This window comes from Maribacter polysaccharolyticus (genome assembly GCF_028882255.1).
GTDB classification, from domain to species: domain Bacteria; phylum Bacteroidota; class Bacteroidia; order Flavobacteriales; family Flavobacteriaceae; genus Maribacter_A; species Maribacter_A polysaccharolyticus.
On sequence record NZ_JARBUY010000005.1, the window covers coordinates 56,530 to 76,013 of the forward strand.

Here is a 19,484-nt window from a genome sequence, read left to right on the forward strand (position 1 = left end):
CCCAAAAAAGAAACGTGATACCCCATGTTACCCAAGGTAAACCCTCCATAGGGTACTTGATCGTAAAAATACATGTACTTGTTAAATGCATTCGAAAGGACAAATCAAATTTTAGTCCAATTGAAAAAGTTTAAATACGTTCATCGTATCTTTGTGTTCCGAATGAAGAATATGCCCGCAATACAAGACGTCAATCCTAAGCATAATATTATTATTAAAGGTGCCAAGCTGCACAATTTAAAGAATATCGATGTTGTGATCCCCAGAAATAAACTGGTCGTAATTACCGGTCTTTCGGGCTCCGGGAAATCGAGTTTGGCTTTCGACACCCTATATGCCGAAGGTCAGCGCCGCTATGTAGAAAGCCTATCTTCCTATGCCCGCCAATTTCTGGGCAAATTGGACAAACCCAAGGTAGACTATATAAAAGGCATAGCTCCCGCCATCGCGATAGAGCAAAAGGTAAATTCGACCAACCCTCGTTCAACGGTAGGGACCACTACAGAGATTTACGATTACCTAAAACTATTGTTTGCCCGTATCGGTAAGACCTACTCCCCTATATCCGGGGAAGAAGTCAAGAAACATACGGTTACCGATGTGGTAAAATTCATAAAGGAATTCAAGGAAGGGGAGAAACTGCTGCTCTTGGCCCCCATCGTTATAAAAGCCGATAGAGACCCCATAAAATCGCTACAATTATTCTCAAAACAAGGGTATGCCAGAATAAAACACAATGGGAAGGTCATTCGAATCGAAGCCGCTCCTGAGGATATAGGACATAATTTTAGCCTGGTCGTAGATCGGATCATCACCAAAAACGACGAGGATTTCCTTAACCGATTGGCCAATGCCATAGATTCGGCCTTTTTTGAAGGAAAAGGGGAATGTATCATTGAAGAACTAAAAACGGAAAAACAGACCGTTTTCAATAACAAGTTTGAAAAAGATGGCCTGTCCTTTTTGGAGCCCAACGTACACCTCTTCAGTTTTAACAACCCCTATGGGGCGTGCCCTAAATGCGAAGGATACGGGGATGTTATCGGCATAGATGAGGATTTGGTGATTCCCAATACGGCCCTTTCAGTATATGAAAACGGCATTTTCCCTTGGAGGGGCGAAAGCATGGGTTGGTATCGGGACGAATTGGTGAACAGCGCCTATAAATTCGATTTCCCCATACATAAACCATGGTTTGAACTTACCGAAGAACAAAAGCAATTGGTTTGGGACGGTAATTCCCACTTTACCGGACTACATAAATTCTTTGCTTTTTTGGAGGAGAAGAGCTATAAGATCCAAAATAGGGTAATGCTCTCGAGGTATCGTGGTAAAACCAGATGTAGCGAATGTAAGGGCAAACGTCTCCGTAAAGAGACCGAATACGTAAAGATCGACGGGAAATCGATAACCGACTTGGTTGAATTGCCCATTGATCGATTATCGGAATTCTTCAATCATCTCTCCCTAACCGATCACGATGCGCAAATTGCCGACAGATTGTTGAAGGAAATCAATACCCGATTGGGTTTCTTGGAAAAAGTGGGACTAAAGTACCTTACCTTAAACCGTAAATCAAATTCCCTTTCGGGAGGCGAAAGCCAACGGATCAACTTAGCGACTTCGTTGGGCAGTAGCCTGGTGGGGTCAATGTATATTCTTGATGAGCCCAGTATCGGTTTACATCCCAAGGATACTGAAAACCTGATAGCGGTACTGAAATCGCTGCGTGATCTCGGCAATACCGTGATTGTGGTTGAGCATGATGAGGATATCATGAATGCTGCGGATGAAGTCATCGACATAGGTCCTGAAGCCGGAAGTAAAGGGGGCGAGGTGGTCGCCCACGGAACATTGAGCGAAATCCTTACGTCTTCTTCCCTAACCGCAAGTTACTTGAATGGCACATTGGAAATAGAAGTACCTAAAAAAAGACGGACATCCCAGAATTTCATTACGATCAAAGGAGCCCGGGAAAACAATCTAAAAAATATAGATGCGACTTTTCCCTTGAACATGCTAACCGTCGTAACCGGGGTTTCCGGTAGTGGCAAAAGTACCTTGGTCAAGAAATTGCTCTACCCCATCCTATTGAAGGAAATAGGGGGTTATGGTCAAAAAGCCGGACAGTTTACGGCTGTCGAAGGCAAATACAAATCCATTAAACACGTAGAGTTCGTCGACCAGAATCCGATAGGAAGATCCTCCCGTTCCAACCCGGTGACCTATATCAAAGCCTATGATGATATAAGGGCCCTGTTTGCCGCCCAAAAATTAAGCAAGATCAGAGGGTACCAACCAAAACACTTCTCATTCAATGTAGATGGGGGGCGTTGTGAAAAATGTAAGGGAGAAGGGGAAATAACCGTTGAGATGCAGTTTATGGCCGATGTACATTTAGAATGCGATACCTGCGGGGGCAAACGTTTCAAGAAGGAGGTGTTGGAAGTCACCTTTGAAGGGGCCAGCATTGCCGATATCCTTGATATGACCCTGGATGATGCCATAGACTTTTTCCAAAAACATGGACAGAACAAGATCGTGGGTAAGTTGGGTCCCCTCCGCGATGTAGGATTGGGGTATGTTACCTTGGGCCAGTCTTCCTCTACCTTATCCGGGGGTGAGGCCCAACGGATAAAGCTTGCATCCTTTTTGGTAAAGGGGACCACAAAAGACAAGGCCCTTTTCATTTTTGATGAACCTACTACAGGGCTGCATTTCCACGACATCAAAAAATTATTGAAATCCTTTGATGCCTTGATTTCTAAAGGACATTCGGTCGTCGTGATCGAACATAATATTGAGCTGATCAAATGTGCCGACCATATTCTTGACCTAGGCCCTGAGGGGGGTGAGAATGGCGGGAATATTCTAGCCCAAGGTACCCCTGAGGAAATGATCAAGAGTACGGCATCATTCACTGCAAATTACCTAAAAGAGAAACTGGTTTCCCGTTGATCGATGTATGGATACCAACCCCCAAAAGGGGTGGTATTCCGATCAAAAAAACTTGTTGAAGGCCCCCTTTTTTATTCCCAAAACAATTACCCGGCTTATTTCCATAAACCTGTAATCATTATATTATATTGATTACCAATGTATTATGTTGATGTGTTGATTTTTGGCACGCTGTTTGGTATTACCTAATCGAATGTAAATAGTTGCATTCGGGAATTTAAACCTTATATCATGAAAAAATTAGTACTCCTTTTTACAGCCCTTATTTTAGGCACCACAGGTACCCAGGCCAGTACAACTGAAGGTAAGGTTGCAACCAGCAATGCTTATAACAATAACAACGCTTTCATATTCGTGGAACAAGGCATCACATTTGCGGTATACCCCGATGGGGAATTTGATTTCTATATCGAGAATTATGTGTCTGGCCGTAAAAACGGAGTCACCATGAACTCAGGGTACGATTACAGTCCGTATGCCCAATACGACGATTACGGGGCGGTCATACAAGTCGAGAACGTACCTATTTATTATGACTATTACGGTCGTGTTACCCAAATCGGGGATGTTGATATCCGATATAGGAACAATAGGGTGCAACGCGTGGGAGGTATGTATGTATATTACAACCGAAATGGTTTTTATGATTACCATGTAGGATACATCAATGTGTATAACAGACATTATGTGTATAGACCTTTCCATAGGTTCTTTTTAAGACCTGCCATCGGATTTTCATTGGTGTTCAATAGCCCATATAGAAGATATTACAGACCGTTTCGTTATACCTATTACAAACCTTACCGTTTTAATACCCGAAGAGCTTACGCTAAAGTAGGTCGGGAACATAGATACAACCAGGTTCGTAGGGATAGGGCAACGATTTACCGGAACGACAGAAGGGTTGCACAACGCATGAACAACCCAAAAACGAAAAATAATGCCGTTCGAAGCAATAGAACCGTGACCAGGAATACTAAGGGTGTGTATAAAACATCCAATAACAACAGGGGTGCCGTACAAACAAAGTCGGTGCGTAGCACCAATACTAGGGCGGTTCGCAATACGAACACAAGGGCGATTGCCGATCGTGCCATTACCCAACGTACGACGACCACAAGGTCTCCACAGCGAAATACGGTCACAAAAAGAACGGTGACCCAAACGCCCAGAAGAACCACGGTTTCGAAAAGTACCACAACGTACAAGAAGCCCGTAAGCAGGACCTCGAACAAAAATGTCCGCAGTACCACTACCCGGACACAAAGAACGGTAGCCAAAAGGCCTTCGACACGTAGCTCCAGTAAGGCAACGGTAAAAAGGTCTACTTCTTCAAGAAAAAATGTTGCCTCCAGAAGTAATTCAAGAAGTAACACCAGAAGATATTAAATGTGAATGACAAATGCCCAAAGCTACGGCAAGGGCAGTGAGACCAACGTATTTTAAAAAGCCAAGGGCTTTTGGAAATCGGGTCCGATAAAAATAGTTTTTAGGTTGGTTAGTTGTTTAAACCCTGATACGATACTTCGGTCAGGGTTTGATCTTTAGATACTTGTTAAGCAATCGATAAACATCTTCCGATATTTTGAACCGATATAGGATACCCACATAAAGAAGAATGGTTACGACACTCTTGATTCCTATATTGACCAAGGCGTGGAATGGCAATCGAACAACATAAAAAACACCGCCAATAACCAGTAAGAGTCCGAACACTTTCAAGGTTTCCAAACTAAATGGTATCATGTTGAATTTCGCCCGAACATAGAATAATTTGATCGTATTGTAAATCGCCACGGCTATAAAGCTGGCCCATGCCGCACCATTGAGTCCGTATTTAGGGATAAAGAGCAAATTGAGTAGAATAACCAAGACAGCGAGCAGTACCCCCATGGCCAACAACGTCTTATAATAATCGGAATTATACATAATCGCATTGTTATTGCCCAAGACCGAATCGTAGACCCTGGTCAGGCCAATGAGAAAAACGATAACGAACCCTCCCCGATACTCTACGGGAAGAATGAGGAAAAGATCGTTCAAATTGGTGACGATCAAAACGAACAATATCCCCGAGGCGATGAACAAGGTAAGGGATGATTTTTTATAGAGTGATTCCAATCCGTCATGGTCTCCATGATTCAATAATTCCGCTGTTAAGGGATAGGTAATTTGGTGCATGGCCCTTGAGGGAACGATGATCGTCGTGGCGATATAGGTAGCCACCCCATAATAAGCCACATTTTCGATCAATATGAATTGATTGATCATTACCTTATCGATCTCTAAAATGATCACGGCTGCAGATCCTCCAAGGATGATCAAAGCGCTATAGTTAAGAATGGCCCTTGTATTGGCCGGAAAATCGAAATTCAACTTCGGCATCTTTAGACCATAGGTATATATTTTCATGATCAGTGTTCTCAAAAGATGCAGGCCTACCAAGGCCTTCAAGAAAAAATCCACTGAAATGACATCAAAATATATCAAAAACAAAAGGAGCATGACCCCTACCCTATTAAAGACCTCTTTCATGAAATTACCGAAAACGGATTTCATTTGCACTTTGGACCAAGCGTAAAAGACTTCAAAATAGGCCAAGGACATCCCAATGAGAAAAATATACCAGACATAGTCTTTTACAATATGGTTTTCCTTGGCAATGAATTCCCCTATGGTATCGGTAAAACCAAAGGTCACCAAAGCCAGCGGGAGAATGAGTAAAAGTGGCAACAAGAGCATAAGGGTCTCAAATGCGGCAATGTTGTTTTCTTTCTTAAAACTGCTGTAAAACTTTACCAAGGTATTGGGAACGCCAAAGGCCAATAGTGGCATTAATACGGCCGATGTGGACAGGATAACGGTTACCAAGCCGTAATATTCATCGGTCAAAAAGTTGGTGTACAGAAAAAGTGTGTTTATCGCGGCAACCCCAAAACCCAGATAGGTGATTATGGTATTGTTCAAGGCTTGTTTAGTGACTATTCCCATTAAATAAGTTTGGCTAATTCCCTGGTGAGTTCCCTTCTACTGTATTTTTCCAAGTCCTGGGCATTAACGTACAACCCTCCATTCTTGTAGGCTGAGAACCACTTTAAAAGTACATCTTTTAATTTATTTTCATCGGAGTACCCAAAACTAGACCCCGAACGGGTTTCCGTAATTATCCGGGCCGCATCCCACTTTTTGGGGCCAATGGCCAAAATGGGCCGTTTCGCAGCCATATATTCATATAACTTACCGGGTAAGATTCCCTGGGTTTCCTTAGCATCTATCTCTACCAACAAAAGCACTTGGGACTGCTGTTGTATCCTTAATGCCTCATTATGGGAAACATAGCCCAATATTTCGGTATGATCCTTTAGCCCGGAATCATTTATTCGCTGTAAAACGTCATCACTTATGACCCCCGCCAAACGTAATTTAAAACACGCCTTAAAATCCTTGTTATCCCTCACCAAACTTCCTAAAACCTTCCACAAAACCTCGGGGTTTCTACCCGATAACAGGGATCCCACATGGGAGATGGTAAAATCCTCGGTTAATGGCATTTGCCCTTGATCATCGGTATCGTATCCATTGGTGATTACGGTAATGGGCTTTTTGCTAATGGCCGCAAACTCTTCCTTGGTGGTATTGCTGGTCACCACGATACTATCGGCGGTATTGAGGACCAAATGCTCCAAACGCTTATGTTTCCGCTGTGAATTTAAAGTAAGCCTTAATTTTTTATGATACCCGATAGACGTCCATGGATCCCTAAAATCGGTTACCCATCGAACCCCTTTCAATGCTTTTAAACGATATCCTATCAAATGGATACTATGGGGTGGCCCAGTGGTGATCACGGTGTCGATTTGCTCCTTATCGATTACGTTTTCCAAAATCCTTACCGATGGTTTTACCCAATTTTTACGTGCATCGGGAATGAAAAAATTTCCCCTTACCCATAACATCGCCTTTTCCAGAAAAGATTGGTCCTTGGTAGCAATGATTCCCGAACTGATCCGTTGGGCATCTTTTTTAGAAAAAAATCTTGCCAATTTGTACGGTTCCCGAATCGGATGCTTGTAAATTAGGAGGTCTTTTGGCACCTCTTTTACGAAAGATGCATCCAAAATGGGATAATCGGGATTTTCGGGGATGTAGACTATTGGTGTTATGCCGAAATCGGGCAGGTATTTTACGAATTTCAACCATCGTTGTACCCCAGGTCCACCCGCTGGCGGCCAATAGTACGTAATGATCAAAACTTTTTTCATTGATCACCTTCTTTTTTCGAGGAACCCCGTAGGGAAAATACAATGCCCCCTATAACGATCAATCCGAGTAAAATTGAACTTCCCAAGGTAATCAAACTCCCCTTATGTACAATTTCAGGTTCAAACTTAAAGACAATGGTATGGTCGCCTGCCGGGACTTCCAAGGCACGAAGCACATAATCGACCCTAAAATGATCTTTTGGTGTCCCATCGATATACGCATTCCAACCATTTTTATAGTACATTTCGGAAAATACCACAATGCCGTCATTCGCATTCGATGATCGATAGGTCAACGAATTGGGTTCATAATCCGTCAAGGTGACGGTAGCCAATGAATCGGTTTGAAATTCAAATCGATGTATATTGGGAAATTCAACGGTATTGACCACAGCTTCTTGCTTATTGTCCAGGGTTTCCAAAGCCTTGATTTCTTCATTGGCGGACTTGACCTCTTTCAAACTTTCAACGAACCAAGCATTCCCATTGGCATTGGGATTCATGGTCGGGACATCCTGACCTTCTTCATTTTGTTGAATCACATACTTAACGTTCAACATATCCAGGATTTCGATTTTCCCCTGATAGATATAGAAATCGAATATATCCTGCAATCGGGCCGGTTTCGCGGCATGGTAACCCCCAATGGACTTATGGTAGAAGGAAGTACGGGCCCCATTTAAACCCTCTTGGGGACTATATACCCGATACACGCTTTCATCTTGTAAAATCTGTTGATCGGCCGTAGTTATGGGAAAAGGTTCGGCCATTTTTCGTTTTGAAACAAAGTCTTCCTTATTAACATATCGCAGGTCTACACCGACCAAATCAATGACGATCAACACCCCTAGGGCAAGGATAAGCAAATTCGATTTTACTTTTCCCTTCACATACAACCAGATGGCCAATGCCGCCAAGACAACAAATAAAAGGGTCCTTAAAAGATCATTGGTATAAACGGCCTGTCTATCCAACCTGATCAAGGAAAGGATCTCATCACCATAATATCGTTGGAGGGTTTCATCGGAAGCACCTTCAAAACTAAAAGTCCCTTTTAGGACGAACAAGGCCACACCAATCCCCAAAATGGACAAAAAGGCAACCTTCAAGGCTTTCAATTTTTCACTTTTATCCACATCCGGATCCAAAAGGGCCCTTACCCCTAACACCGCCAATATAGGAACACAAAGTTCCACGATCACCTGGATCGAGGATACGGCCCTAAATTTGTTATAGAGTGGAAAATAATCGATCATAAAATCGGTCAATAGACCAAAATTCTTACCCCAAGATAAGAGCAAGGCCATGATCACCCCGCCCAATAACCACCATTTTGCCTTGTTTTTCACCAAGAGCAACCCCAATAAAAACAGGAAGAGTATTATGGCCCCGATATAGGCGGGAGCGGCAACAATGGGCTGATCGCCCCAATAAAGCGGTAGGTGTTTTGAAAAATCCAAGGCCTGACTCCTTGATATTCCTTGATCGATCAAAAAATCATAGGTTTTTGAATTGGACCCCAGATCTTCGGCATTGGAACCGCCAAAAAGGCGAGGCACCAATAAATTCAGGGTTTCCGAAATTCCATAGCTATACTGAGTGATATAGGCCTTATCGAGCCCTTTAGTGTTGGTCTTGGCAGATCCATCGGGATTAATGGTCAATTCGGTTTTGCCCCTGGTACTCCAATCGGCATATTCCTTGGTGGCCAACAGGCTGGTCGCATTTGCCGCTATCCCGAGTAAAACGGCCAGTACCAACAAACCTACCGAGGCAAAGAAATTTCGCCATGTCTTTTTACGTAGGGCATCTACGAGGTAAACCACACCCAAGATCAATACCAAAAGCATAAAATAATAGGTCATTTGATAGTGGTTGGCACCGACTTCCAGGGCCATGGCAATTGCGGTCAGTACGAATCCCCACAAATACTTGCCCCGAAACGTAAGTATGATCCCCCCAAGAAGCATAGGCATATACGCCAGGGCATGCGCTTTGGCATTATGTCCGACCCCAAGGATGATAATCAAATAGGTAGAAAAACCGAAGGCCAGTGCCCCCAAAGCTGCCAATCTATAATCGACCTTTAAGCAGCATAATAAAATATAAAATCCCAGAAAGTATAAAAACAGATAATCGGCGGGTCTTGGTAAAAAGCGGATCAAACGATCCAATTTTTTTACATAGTCATGGGGATAGTAGGCCCCCAATTGATAGGTGGGCATGCCTCCAAAAGCACTGTTTGTCCAATAGGGTTCTTCCCCATTTTTCTTTCGAAAATCGTTTTGTTCCTTGGCCATACCCGTATACTGGCGTATATCGGATTGCTCAATGACTTTCCCCCGTAACACAGGGTTGAAATAGGCCACGGCAGCGATTACAAAAAAAACAAGGACAAAAAAATGGGTATAAAAAGCTTGTATACCTGACTTCATTGGTTTATTGATGTGGTTGGAAATGCTAAATTAATCAATCTAATTCCTCAAACTCGATGTATTCACCAACTTTTTTAGAAGATGAAGTTTTTTTGGGCGGTTTCTTGTCGATAATGACCTCACCCACTTTTTCTTCGCTGGATTCGGGCCGTTCGGGAAATCCACCGAAGCTTTCGCGAAATCGCTCTTCGGTCTTCTTGGCCGCATAACTGAAGATTTTGGGTGCAAACCATCTTGCCAAAATCTTTAGCAGGTAATACACCAATAGGATTATTAAAATCGTTTTCAGAAATGCCATATTAATTTTCGATAATTTATATCAAAAATACAATTCTAACGTTGTATTAGTAGCGCAAAAGTCTTAAAATAATAATAAAATCAAACTATGAGCGGTTGTTTTGAGTTAAAAAAACCTATTTATCCAATACTTTTTTTGGCTTTAATAATTCCTTTTTTCGGGATTTCCCAATATACGGATGTCATCAACTCCAACCGACCAGGGCTATCGGTAAGTGCCTATGCCATAGGCAAAAACGTACTACAATTGGAATCGGGCATTTTCTACGAACAACAAGACCATAATTTGTTGAACACCCATAGTACCCTTTTCGGCACCGATATCGCACTGCGGTACGGACTACTGTTCGAACGACTGGAATTGATTTGGGAAGGCACCTACCAGAACCAGGATATCACTTTTGATAATTTTGGTATCAGTGAATCGAGAACGGACTTTTACAAAAATAGGATCGGACTTAAATTTTTGATCTATGACCGCTACAAAGAGGACAAACCCAATTTATATAGCTGGAAGGCCAACAATGTCTTTCGGTTAAAAAATCTGATACCGTCGGTATCCCTTTATGCAGGGGCGAATTTTGTCTTAGGGGATAATCCTTTCTATCTGGGCGACCCAACCATATCCCCAAGGGTAATGGTCGCAACCCAAAGTAGGTTATCGCCAAGGTTCGTACTTATCTCCAATATTTCCTATGATCGCATAGGTACCGATTTTCCCGAATTGGGTTATACGATTTCGTTATCCCATGCCTTTAGGAATCCGAAATGGAGTGTATTTGTCGAAAACCAAGCTTTTGAAAGCGACCGTTATGCCGATGTCCTATTACGAAGTGGGGTTGCCTACCTGTTCAATGAGAACCTACAAACGGATATACATATGGGGGCCAGTTTTAAAAACACCCCATCGCGGATCTTTATAAGTGCCGGCGTATCGTACCGATTCGATTTCCATAAAGACACCTTTAAGGCCATCGAAGACCAAAATGCCAATGAAAATGGGGGTGCGATCAAGAAAAGCAACATGAAAAAGAAAAGTAAAAAGAAGAAAAACAAGGGTAAAGGTGCCGAAGACATCGATTTAGGCCCTTCAAAAAAACAGCTTAGAAAACTCAAGAAAGAACAAGAAAAGGATAATGGCCTGTAAACCTAAAAGGTACGGGGACAATGGCAAAACCTACCGCTAAAAAAGGTTCCCTTAATTTCCTGATATTGATTTATATTGTTAATATTGGCCTTACAAAAAATACGTATGGTCACCTTAAAAGAAGCGACAACCAAAGCTGAATTAAAGAAATTCGTAAAATTCCCTTTTTCAATATACGGGGATTCACCTTATTGGATCCCTCCGATCATCAATGATGAGCTAGCCTCCTTTGATAAAACGAAAAACCCCGCATTTAAAAATGCGGATGCCCGTTTTTTCCTCGCCCTAAAGAACGACAAGATCGTAGGACGGATCGCTGCCATTGTCAACTGGATCGAGATCAATGAGCAAAAAGTAAAGAAAATGCGTTTCGGCTGGTTCGATTTCATCGACGACCCCGAAGTTTCGGAGACCTTATTGAAAAAAGTCGAAGAGATAGGCAAAGAACATCAATTGGATTATATGGAAGGACCTGTAGGTTTTTCCAATTTGGACAAGGTGGGGGTTCTCGTAGAGGGGTTTGATGAAATAGGCTCCATGGTCACTTGGTACAATCACCCGTATTACCCCGGGCATTATGAACGGTTGGGTTTCGTAACGGAAAAGGAATATGTGGAAAACAGATTTCCATTCTCCAATGCCCATCCCAAATTTTATGATAAGGTCGGGGATTTGGTCAAAAGAAGGTATGGTGTCAAAGCCCTAAGTTATACCAAAACAAAGGATGTCATGGCCATGGCCGACACCATGTTCGATCTCTTTAATGAGACCTATGCTTCCCTGTCCTCCTTTGTCCCGATTACGGATGTACAAAAAGCCTATTTCAAGAAGAAATACATCAGTTTCATCAATCCTGAATACATCAAATTCGTTCTTGATAAAGATGACAAACTTATTGCTTTCGGTATTGTGATGCCATCATTTTCCAAGGCCCTTCAAAAAGCAAATGGTAAATTGTTCCCGTTCGGCATCTTTCATATGTTACGGGCAAAAAAGTATAGTAAAGATGTCCTATTTTATCTGATCGGCGTGCATCCCGAATACCAAAACAAAGGGGTTACCGCAGTAATGTTCCAAGAGTACTATAAGACGATGTCTTCAAAAAACATAGAGAATTGCATCCGTACCCCGGAATTGGCGGATAATATTGCCATCAAACAAATCTGGAAACATTTCAATCCGGAAATCTATAAGCGTCGAAGAACGTATCGGAAAGATCTATAAAAAAAGACCCCGGTATTTAAATACCGGGGTCTTTTATATTAAATAGGTAGGTTGACTTACTCTCCCATTGCAGCCGCAACGGCAGCTGACAATCTTTTATAGGTACCGTTTTCCAAACGTTCCCGGATTGCGGAGAATGCTTCCAATGTTTCTTCGATGTCCGCCATCGTATGTGTGGCCGTAGGGATCAAACGCAATAATATCATTCCTTTGGGAATTACCGGATAAACCACAATAGAGCAGAAAATTCCGTAATTCTCCCTTAAGTCCTTGACCAAAGCCATGGCTTCCGGAATACTACCGCTTAAATATACCGGTGTTACACAACTCGTTGTGGTACCGATATCAAAACCCCTTTCTTTAAGTCCGTTTTGAAGTGCATTCACATTTTCCCATAGTTTAGCCTTAAGTTCGGGCATCGTACGTAGCATGTCCAAACGTTTTAAAGCTCCTTTGACATAAATCATGGGAAGCGATTTAGCGAACATTTGGGAACGGAGGTTATATTTTAAGTAATCTATGATTTCCTTGTCTGCCGCCAAGAATGCGCCGATACCGGCCATTGATTTGGCAAAGGTGGCGAAATAGACATCAATGTCATCCTGAACACCTTGTTCCTGACCTGTTCCACCTCCGGATTTTCCCAGCGTACCAAAACCGTGGGCATCATCTACGAACAGTCTGAAATTATATTTTTTCTTAAGCGCTACGATTTCTTTCAGTTTACCTTGTTCACCCCGCATACCGAAAACCCCCTCGGAAATAACCAAAATACCACCTCCGGTCTGTTCGGCCATTTTCTTGGCACGTTCCAGGTTTTTCTCAAGACTTTCGATATCATTGTGCTTAAAGGTAAAACGCTTACCCATATGCAAACGAACACCATCAATGATACAGGCATGTGAATCCACATCATATACGATAATATCATCCTTGGCCACCAAAGCATCTATGGCCGATACCATTCCTTGATAACCGAAATTCAATAAATAAGCGGATTCCTTATCAACGAAGGCTGCCAATTCCCGTTCCAATTGCTCATGAAAATCGGTATGGCCACTCATCATCCTCGCACCCATAGGGTATGCCGCACCATGTTCAGCTGCAGCGTCGGCATCCACTTTCTTGATTTCGGGTAAATTTGAAAGCCCCAAGTAATCATTGATACTCCACGTAATCACCTCTTTTCCCTGAAATTTCATCCTATTGGTAATAGGACCCTCTAATTTCGGAAAAACAAAATATCCTTCTGCTTGGGAGGCCCATTTTCCCAATGGACCCTTGTTTTCGATTATTCTTTCAAATATGTCTCTCATTTTACCTAGTTGGTTTACCTGCTAAAATATTAATTTTTAAGCAGCATTCATAACTCATTTTCACGCAAAAAAAGCAACGATCCTATCATCATTGCTTTCCTTTGGTCAATATTTCACCAAAACCTATTTTATATATTGTACATTTTGTATTTCCTGTTCCACCTCGTTGGATTCAAGGAACCCTTGATTTTCCATCCATTCATCACTATAGATTTTACTCATATAACGAGAACCGTGATCTGGGAAAACGACAACGACATTACTGTCCTTATCAAATTTGCCCATGGCATTATATTGTTTTAGGGCTTGCATGACCGCTCCACTGGTATACCCCGCGAAAATACCTTCGGTCCTTGCCAATTCCCTAGCGGAATGCGCACTTTCTTCATCCGTAACTTTGACAAACTCATCAATAACCCCAAAATCGGTGGATGTTGGAATCAGATTTTTCCCAAGCCCTTCGATCCTATACGGGTAAATCTCATCTTGATCGAATTCCTGGGTTTCGTGATACTTCTTAAGTACGGAGCCAAAAGCATCTACCGCAAATATCTTAATATTGGAATTCTTTTCCTTTAAAAACCTGGAAATTCCGGAAATCGTTCCCCCGGTACCACTACAGGCCACCAAATGGGTGATGTGCCCATTGGTCTGTTCCCATATCTCCGGACCCGTTGATTGGTAATGGGCATCAATATTCAGTTCATTGAAATATTGGTTGATATATACCGAACCTTTGGTTTCTTTATGCAAACGTTTGGCCACTTCGTAATAGGACCTGGGATCATCGGCATTTACATGTGCCGGACACACGTAAACCTGGGCCCCCATTGTCCTAAGCATATCGATCTTATCTTTCGAAGATTTGGAACTAACTGCCAAAATACATTTATATCCTTTTATGATACTGACCATCGCAAGGCTAAAACCCGTATTACCGGATGTCGTCTCGATAATGGTACTGCCTTTTGTCAATATCCCTTTCTTTTCCGCTTGATCTATGATATAAGAAGCGATTCTGTCTTTGGTGGAATGTCCTGGATTAAAAGCCTCTACCTTAGCATAAAAGTTACCTTGAAGATCTGCTGTGGATTTTGATAGTTTGATCAGGGGGGTGTTTCCTATTAAGTCAAGGACACTATCGTAGGCATTAATCTTATGTTCCATAAAGACAATCTAAATTTTGAATCCTGGCAATCATCGGGTGATTTGTCAAAATTTGTGTACAAAACTAATATTTTTTTTTATTATTGGTCAATTTTTCCTTCCAAATCTAATATAAAGGCATATTCCTTAGCTACTTCCTTAAGCGATTCGAATCGCCCTGAAGCCCCGCCATGACCTGCTTCCATATTGATATCCAACAATAATAAATTCGTATCCGATTTCAATTCCCTTAATCTGGCGACCCATTTCGCAGGTTCGAAATACTGCACTTGAGAATCATGTAAACCCGTAGTTACCAGTAAGTTTGGGTAATTTTGGGGTTTGCAATTATCATAAGGGGAATATGATTTCATATACTCATAGTATTTTTGTTCATTGGGGTTCCCCCATTCGTCATATTCTCCCGTAGTCAGGGGAATGGAATCGTCTAACATCGTCGTGACCACATCCACAAAGGGCACCGCGGCGATTACCCCATTGTAAAGTTCCGGGGCCATATTTACGATCGCCCCCATTAACAGTCCACCTGCAGACCCCCCCATGGCATATAAATGCCCCGGACTGGTATAGCCCTTGTCGATCAAGTGTTTAGAGCAATCGATAAAATCGGTAAAGGTGTTTTTCTTTTTAAGAAGTTTACCGTCGTCATACCATTTCCTACCTAAATATTGCCCCCCTCGAACATGTGCGATGGCATAGACGAACCCACGATCGAGCAAACTCAACCGAATCGTCGAAAAATAAGGGTCTATGGTAGAACCATAGGAACCATAGGCATATTGAAGGAGGGGCGTATGTGCACCGAGTTCGGTATCCTTATGATAAACGATCGACATCGGGATCTTGACCCCGTCCCTTGCCGTGGCCCATATCCGTTCTGACCTATAATTCTCCTTTTTGAACTTGCCCCCCAATACTTCCTGTTCTTTCATCACGACCTTTTCCTTCGTCCGCATGTTGAAATCGATAACCGAACTGGGTGTGGTCATCGAGTTATAGGCATAACGCAGGATCTCGGTATCGAACTCGGGATTGGCACTCACATAGGCCGTATAGGTTTCGCTATCGAACGGTAAGTAGTAACTCCCGGTTTTGTCCCATCGACAGATTTTTAAATTCGTCAAGCCGTTTTCACGTTCGGAAAGCACATAGTAGTCTTTGAAAATATCAATATCCTCCAATAGCACATCGTCACGATGCGGAATGAATTCTTTCCAATTTTTGGATGAAGTATCCTTCTCCCCTACTACCATCAGCTTAAAATTCCTGGCCTCATCCTTGTTGGTCAATATGTAAAAGGAATCTTGGTAATGTGCTATGGAATATTCCAAACCCCTTTCCCTTGGTGAGAAGATCTTGAAATCTTCGTAAGGGGTATCGGCATTCAAGATCCTGAATTCCGAAGTCAATGTGCTATAGCTCCCGATAATCAGGTATTTTTTTGATTTTGATTTATAGACATAAGTACCAAAAGTGTCGTCCTCTTCGTGAAAGACCAATTGATCGTCTTCTACCTTAGTGCCGAAGGTATGCCGGTAAATCTTATCCGATCGAAGTGTTACCGGGTCTTTTAAGGTATAGAACATGGTCTTATTGTCATTCGCCCATACCGCTCCACCGGTAGTATTCTCGATTTTATCGGCATAAATCTCCCCGGTTTCCAAATTCTTGATTTGAATCGTATACTGTCGCCGGGATACCGTATCTACCCCAAAAACGGCAAGTTTATTGTCGGGGCTTATCGCGATTCCCCCTAGATTGAAAAAATCATGGCCATCGGCCATTTCATTACAATCGAACATAATTTCCTCGGGGGCCTCCAAAGTGTCCTTATGTCGGCTGTAAATAGGGTATTCCTTACCCTTCTCATAGCGGGTAACGTACCAATATCCGTTTTTCTTATAAGGCACCGAAGCATCGTCTTCCTTAATACGGCCCTTCATTTCCTCGAACAACTGATTTTGAAAATCCATTGTGTGTGCGGTCAACGCTTCGTAATAGGCATTCTCTTTTTTAAGATGGGCGATCACTTCCGGGTCTTCCCTGTCATTCATCCAGTAATACTCATCAATTCGAACATCATTATGGATTGACAGCTCTTTTTTAATCTTTTTGGCAATGGGGGCCTTTTTATTCGTCATCGTATGCATTTCATTATGGCAAGCGACGGCAAAAGTAACACTTACCAAAGAAACTTGCATTCTTTATAGCTTCAGTATCTTAAAATTGTAGGATCGATCCAATTTAGTAATTTTGACCGGTAACGATTAAAACAAATACTATGTTCGGAGATATGATGGGAATGATGGGGAAACTCAAAGCGACCCAAGAAAAAATAGAAGCCACGAAAAAAAGATTGGATACCATTTACATCCAAGAGAAATCAGCCGACGGATTGATATCGGTTTCGATGTCGGCGAATAGGGCCATAAAGGAAATTACCATAGATGATAGCTTGTTGGAGGATAAAGAACAATTGGAAGATTACCTGATCCTTACATTGAACAAGGCCATCGAAAACGCCACAAAGGTGAACGAATCGGAACTTGCCGCGGTTGCCAAAGAAGGAATGCCCAATATTCCGGGAATGGATTCGTTATTCAAATAATCCCTTGTCATGTGTTTTGAAAAGGTGTTCATAATGGCCGTATGACCGCATCCCATTGCTTTTTGACAGTATCCAAAATTCCTTAACACGAAACCCTTAAAAAGAAGGAATAGGCTTGGGTCCTGTAAGTTGTTCGCTTTTAGCAATTGCTTAAAACAAATCCATGGGATTTTGTCTATTTAAAGGGATATGTGTTTTCATAGATCGGTTATACGACATAAGAAGCGCCTCTGCCCCCATTTATTGCAACACCCCCGAGATTTCAAAAGAAAAAAAAGGTAGGTGCACTTTAAAAACCAAATGAATGATAAAGGGCTTCCTTTTCAAGAAGCCCATTAAACAGGTTAGTGTTTATGCTATAAGTGATTTTTATTCCATCCAATTTTTTCAGTCTTAAAACATACGCTCTTTCCGTACAGGATAACGCCTAATGACATCCATTCCTGACTTTTCCTCCCCAACCAAAAACTGCCATGTTCGGTATTCTATCGCTTACCGGGTGCTAAAATAATGGATGGCCTACATACAACATGGCTTTGGTTTTTATCGGACATTATCGTTCGATAAAAAGCATATTTCACCGACAAACCACCTTTTTGTAATCTTATTCCTACTACTTTTAACCTAATAGCCCTTTAGCAAATGGATAAAAAGCCTTAATTTTAAAAGAAAAAAGTTTACCATGTTGGAGATTAAAAAGAAAGGGGCCCACAGGTACAGTTTTAAATTAAAGACCGAAAGTGGCCGTACGCTATTGAAAAGTGTCGAGTTCCCGAAAAAAGAAGATATTGAAGTAACGGTACGTACCATGAAGCAGGCCACAAAAAATAGCCTGCGTTTTGAACGTAGGACGAACTATGAAGGTTTTTTCAGGTTCGATATAAAAAATTCCCAAGGCCAATTAATTGGCCATAGCCTAAATTATAGGTCCGAGGCCGGTATGGAAAACGGGATGAAAAATCTAATGAAGAATATGAAATCCCTTCTTAAACTGGGTAAACTATAACCTTGTTAGGGCCTTCAGAAACACTTCATGCATCTTATCGGTATAATCCATATGGGTAACCATCCTCAATTTACCCTGCCCCATACCTATGATGGATATACCATTTTCAGCAAGTCGCTTTAAAAACCCCTCCTCGGATAGCTTATCTTCATCTATCTCGAAAATAATAATATTGGTCTCAATAGGTTCTACTTTTTTTATGAACGGCAAGCGCTCCAATGCCTTTCCGATTTCCATGGCCTTTTGGTGGTCCTCTGCCAACCTATCGATATGGTGATCTAAAGCATAAAGGGCCGCTGCTGCCAAGTAACCCGCTTGACGCATACCCCCTCCCAAAATCTTCCGTATTCTCAAAGCCTTATCCATCATGGCTTTACTCCCCAATAGAACGGAGCCCACCGGACAGCCCAAACCTTTACTGAAGCAAACACTGATCGTATCGAACAACTCCCCATACTGTTCAGGAGTCTCATTTTTGGATACCAATGCATTCCACAATCGGGCTCCATCCAGATGATAGGCCAAATGATGGTCGGTACAGACCTGCTTTATCTTTTTCAACATTTCAATATCCCAACAGGCCCCGCCTCCTTTATTGGTCGTATTCTCAATACAGACCAAGGTCGTTAACGGACTATGATAAAAATTGGGTGGATTAATGGCTGCCTCGACCTGCCCAGCGTTCATCATTCCGCGATGACCATCGATCAATTTACAGGAAACCCCACTATTGAAACTGATGCCCCCACCCTCATAATTATAAACATGGGCATATTTGTCGCAGATCAGTTGTTCCCCAGGTTGGGTATGTACTTTGATGGCCGTTTGGTTGGCCATGGTACCACTGGGGAAAAACAAGGCAGCTTCCATTCCGAAAAGTGCTGCCACCCTAGCTTCCAGGGCATTTACCGTGGCATCGGTCTTAAAAACATCGTCACCCACCTCTGCATTCATCATGGCCTCCAACATTCCCTTGGAAGGTTGGGTAACCGTATCACTTATTAAATTGATATTCACGTATTTAATTTTTTATTGATAGTCTAAACCTATGTATATTTTAATGG

The 19,484-nt window shown here is 42.2% G+C and carries 14 protein-coding genes; 6 read left to right on the top strand and 8 right to left on the bottom strand.

The annotated features are described in order from the left end of the window. Positions 1-171: 171 nt before the first annotated feature. Both uvrA and PHU20_RS15960 read left to right on the top strand, forming a co-directional pair. On the top strand, positions 172-2,958 hold the full coding sequence (gene uvrA, locus PHU20_RS15955) for an excinuclease ABC subunit UvrA (RefSeq protein WP_274826664.1): 2,787 nt from the start codon (positions 172-174) through the stop codon (positions 2,956-2,958). Positions 2,959-3,189: 231 nt separating this feature from the next. Next, on the top strand, positions 3,190-4,347 hold the full coding sequence (locus PHU20_RS15960; protein ID WP_274826403.1) for a hypothetical protein: 1,158 nt from the start codon (positions 3,190-3,192) through the stop codon (positions 4,345-4,347). A gap of 141 nt (positions 4,348-4,488) precedes the next feature. Here the strand turns inward: PHU20_RS15960 and PHU20_RS15965 are convergent, their stop codons facing one another. From PHU20_RS15965 to PHU20_RS15980, 4 genes are read right to left on the bottom strand one after another with little or no spacing between them, the layout of a single operon-like run. Continuing rightward, positions 4,489-5,949, bottom strand: coding sequence for a lipopolysaccharide biosynthesis protein (locus tag PHU20_RS15965; protein WP_274826404.1), 1,461 nt, complete (start codon positions 5,947-5,949; stop codon positions 4,489-4,491). Beyond that, positions 5,949-7,220, bottom strand: a complete 1,272-nt coding sequence (locus PHU20_RS15970; RefSeq protein ID WP_274826405.1) for a glycosyltransferase family 4 protein — start codon at positions 7,218-7,220, stop codon at positions 5,949-5,951. Before PHU20_RS15970 ends, PHU20_RS15965 begins: the two co-directional genes overlap by 1 nt. Then, positions 7,217-9,655 carry a YfhO family protein gene (locus PHU20_RS15975; protein WP_274826406.1) on the bottom strand — a complete coding sequence of 813 codons (2,439 nt, stop codon included), beginning with the start codon at positions 9,653-9,655 and terminating at the stop codon, positions 7,217-7,219. The genes PHU20_RS15970 and PHU20_RS15975 overlap by 4 nt, the downstream gene beginning before the upstream one ends. Positions 9,656-9,689: 34 nt before the next feature. Then, entirely contained in the window at positions 9,690-9,953 is a 264-nt protein-coding gene (locus PHU20_RS15980) for a DUF4834 family protein (RefSeq protein WP_274826407.1), read from the bottom strand. Between the two features lie 87 nt (positions 9,954-10,040). Between PHU20_RS15980 and PHU20_RS15985 the strand changes: the two genes are divergently transcribed. Both PHU20_RS15985 and PHU20_RS15990 read left to right on the top strand, forming a co-directional pair. After that, entirely contained in the window at positions 10,041-11,099 is a 1,059-nt protein-coding gene (locus PHU20_RS15985) for a transporter (RefSeq protein ID WP_274826408.1), read from the top strand. A gap of 105 nt (positions 11,100-11,204) precedes the next feature. Next, positions 11,205-12,323, top strand: coding sequence for a GTP cyclohydrolase (locus PHU20_RS15990; protein WP_274826409.1), 1,119 nt, complete (start codon positions 11,205-11,207; stop codon positions 12,321-12,323). A 56-nt stretch (positions 12,324-12,379) separates the two neighbouring features. On the opposite strand, the gene capB is transcribed toward PHU20_RS15990, so the two are convergent. The 3 genes from capB to PHU20_RS16005 form a co-directional block, all read right to left on the bottom strand. Further along, positions 12,380-13,639, bottom strand: coding sequence for a cysteate-C-fatty acyltransferase (gene capB / locus PHU20_RS15995; RefSeq protein WP_274826410.1), 1,260 nt, complete (start codon positions 13,637-13,639; stop codon positions 12,380-12,382). Between the two features lie 123 nt (positions 13,640-13,762). Next, on the bottom strand, positions 13,763-14,806 hold the full coding sequence (gene capA / locus PHU20_RS16000) for a cysteate synthase (RefSeq protein WP_274826411.1): 1,044 nt from the start codon (positions 14,804-14,806) through the stop codon (positions 13,763-13,765). An 80-nt stretch (positions 14,807-14,886) separates the two neighbouring features. Continuing rightward, positions 14,887-17,007, bottom strand: coding sequence for a S9 family peptidase (locus PHU20_RS16005; protein WP_274826412.1), 2,121 nt, complete (start codon positions 17,005-17,007; stop codon positions 14,887-14,889). A gap of 80 nt (positions 17,008-17,087) precedes the next feature. Between PHU20_RS16005 and PHU20_RS16010 the strand changes: the two genes are divergently transcribed. Then, positions 17,088-17,414, top strand: a complete 327-nt coding sequence (locus PHU20_RS16010) for a YbaB/EbfC family nucleoid-associated protein (protein ID WP_274826413.1) — start codon at positions 17,088-17,090, stop codon at positions 17,412-17,414. A 682-nt stretch (positions 17,415-18,096) separates the two neighbouring features. Beyond that, on the top strand, positions 18,097-18,420 hold the full coding sequence (locus tag PHU20_RS16015) for a YegP family protein (protein ID WP_274826414.1): 324 nt from the start codon (positions 18,097-18,099) through the stop codon (positions 18,418-18,420). Here PHU20_RS16015 and PHU20_RS16020 read toward each other — a convergent pair. Further along, positions 18,415-19,437 (bottom strand): threonine aldolase family protein, encoded by a 1,023-nt coding sequence (locus tag PHU20_RS16020; RefSeq protein WP_274826415.1) that lies wholly within the window; start codon positions 19,435-19,437, stop codon positions 18,415-18,417. The two genes, PHU20_RS16015 and PHU20_RS16020, sit on opposite strands and share 6 nt — an antisense overlap. Positions 19,438-19,484 lie beyond the last annotated feature (47 nt).

Excerpts from the sequence above, each read along its gene's own strand:
- capA (WP_274826411.1), bottom strand. The coding sequence starts at position 14,806 with ATGGAACATAAGATTAATGCCTACGATAGTGTCCTTGACTTAATAGGA.
- PHU20_RS15980 (WP_274826407.1), bottom strand. The coding sequence starts at position 9,953 with ATGGCATTTCTGAAAACGATTTTAATAATCCTATTGGTGTATTACCTG.
- PHU20_RS15975 (WP_274826406.1), bottom strand. The coding sequence starts at position 9,655 with ATGAAGTCAGGTATACAAGCTTTTTATACCCATTTTTTTGTCCTTGTT.
- PHU20_RS16010 (WP_274826413.1), top strand. The coding sequence starts at position 17,088 with ATGTTCGGAGATATGATGGGAATGATGGGGAAACTCAAAGCGACCCAA.
- PHU20_RS15965 (WP_274826404.1), bottom strand. The coding sequence starts at position 5,949 with ATGGGAATAGTCACTAAACAAGCCTTGAACAATACCATAATCACCTAT.
- uvrA (WP_274826664.1), top strand. The coding sequence starts at position 172 with ATGCCCGCAATACAAGACGTCAATCCTAAGCATAATATTATTATTAAA.
- PHU20_RS15970 (WP_274826405.1), bottom strand. The coding sequence starts at position 7,220 with ATGAAAAAAGTTTTGATCATTACGTACTATTGGCCGCCAGCGGGTGGA.
- PHU20_RS16015 (WP_274826414.1), top strand. The coding sequence starts at position 18,097 with ATGTTGGAGATTAAAAAGAAAGGGGCCCACAGGTACAGTTTTAAATTA.
- PHU20_RS15960 (WP_274826403.1), top strand. The coding sequence starts at position 3,190 with ATGAAAAAATTAGTACTCCTTTTTACAGCCCTTATTTTAGGCACCACA.
- PHU20_RS15985 (WP_274826408.1), top strand. The coding sequence starts at position 10,041 with ATGAGCGGTTGTTTTGAGTTAAAAAAACCTATTTATCCAATACTTTTT.
- PHU20_RS15990 (WP_274826409.1), top strand. The coding sequence starts at position 11,205 with ATGGTCACCTTAAAAGAAGCGACAACCAAAGCTGAATTAAAGAAATTC.
- PHU20_RS16005 (WP_274826412.1), bottom strand. The coding sequence starts at position 17,007 with ATGCAAGTTTCTTTGGTAAGTGTTACTTTTGCCGTCGCTTGCCATAAT.
- capB (WP_274826410.1), bottom strand. The coding sequence starts at position 13,639 with ATGAGAGACATATTTGAAAGAATAATCGAAAACAAGGGTCCATTGGGA.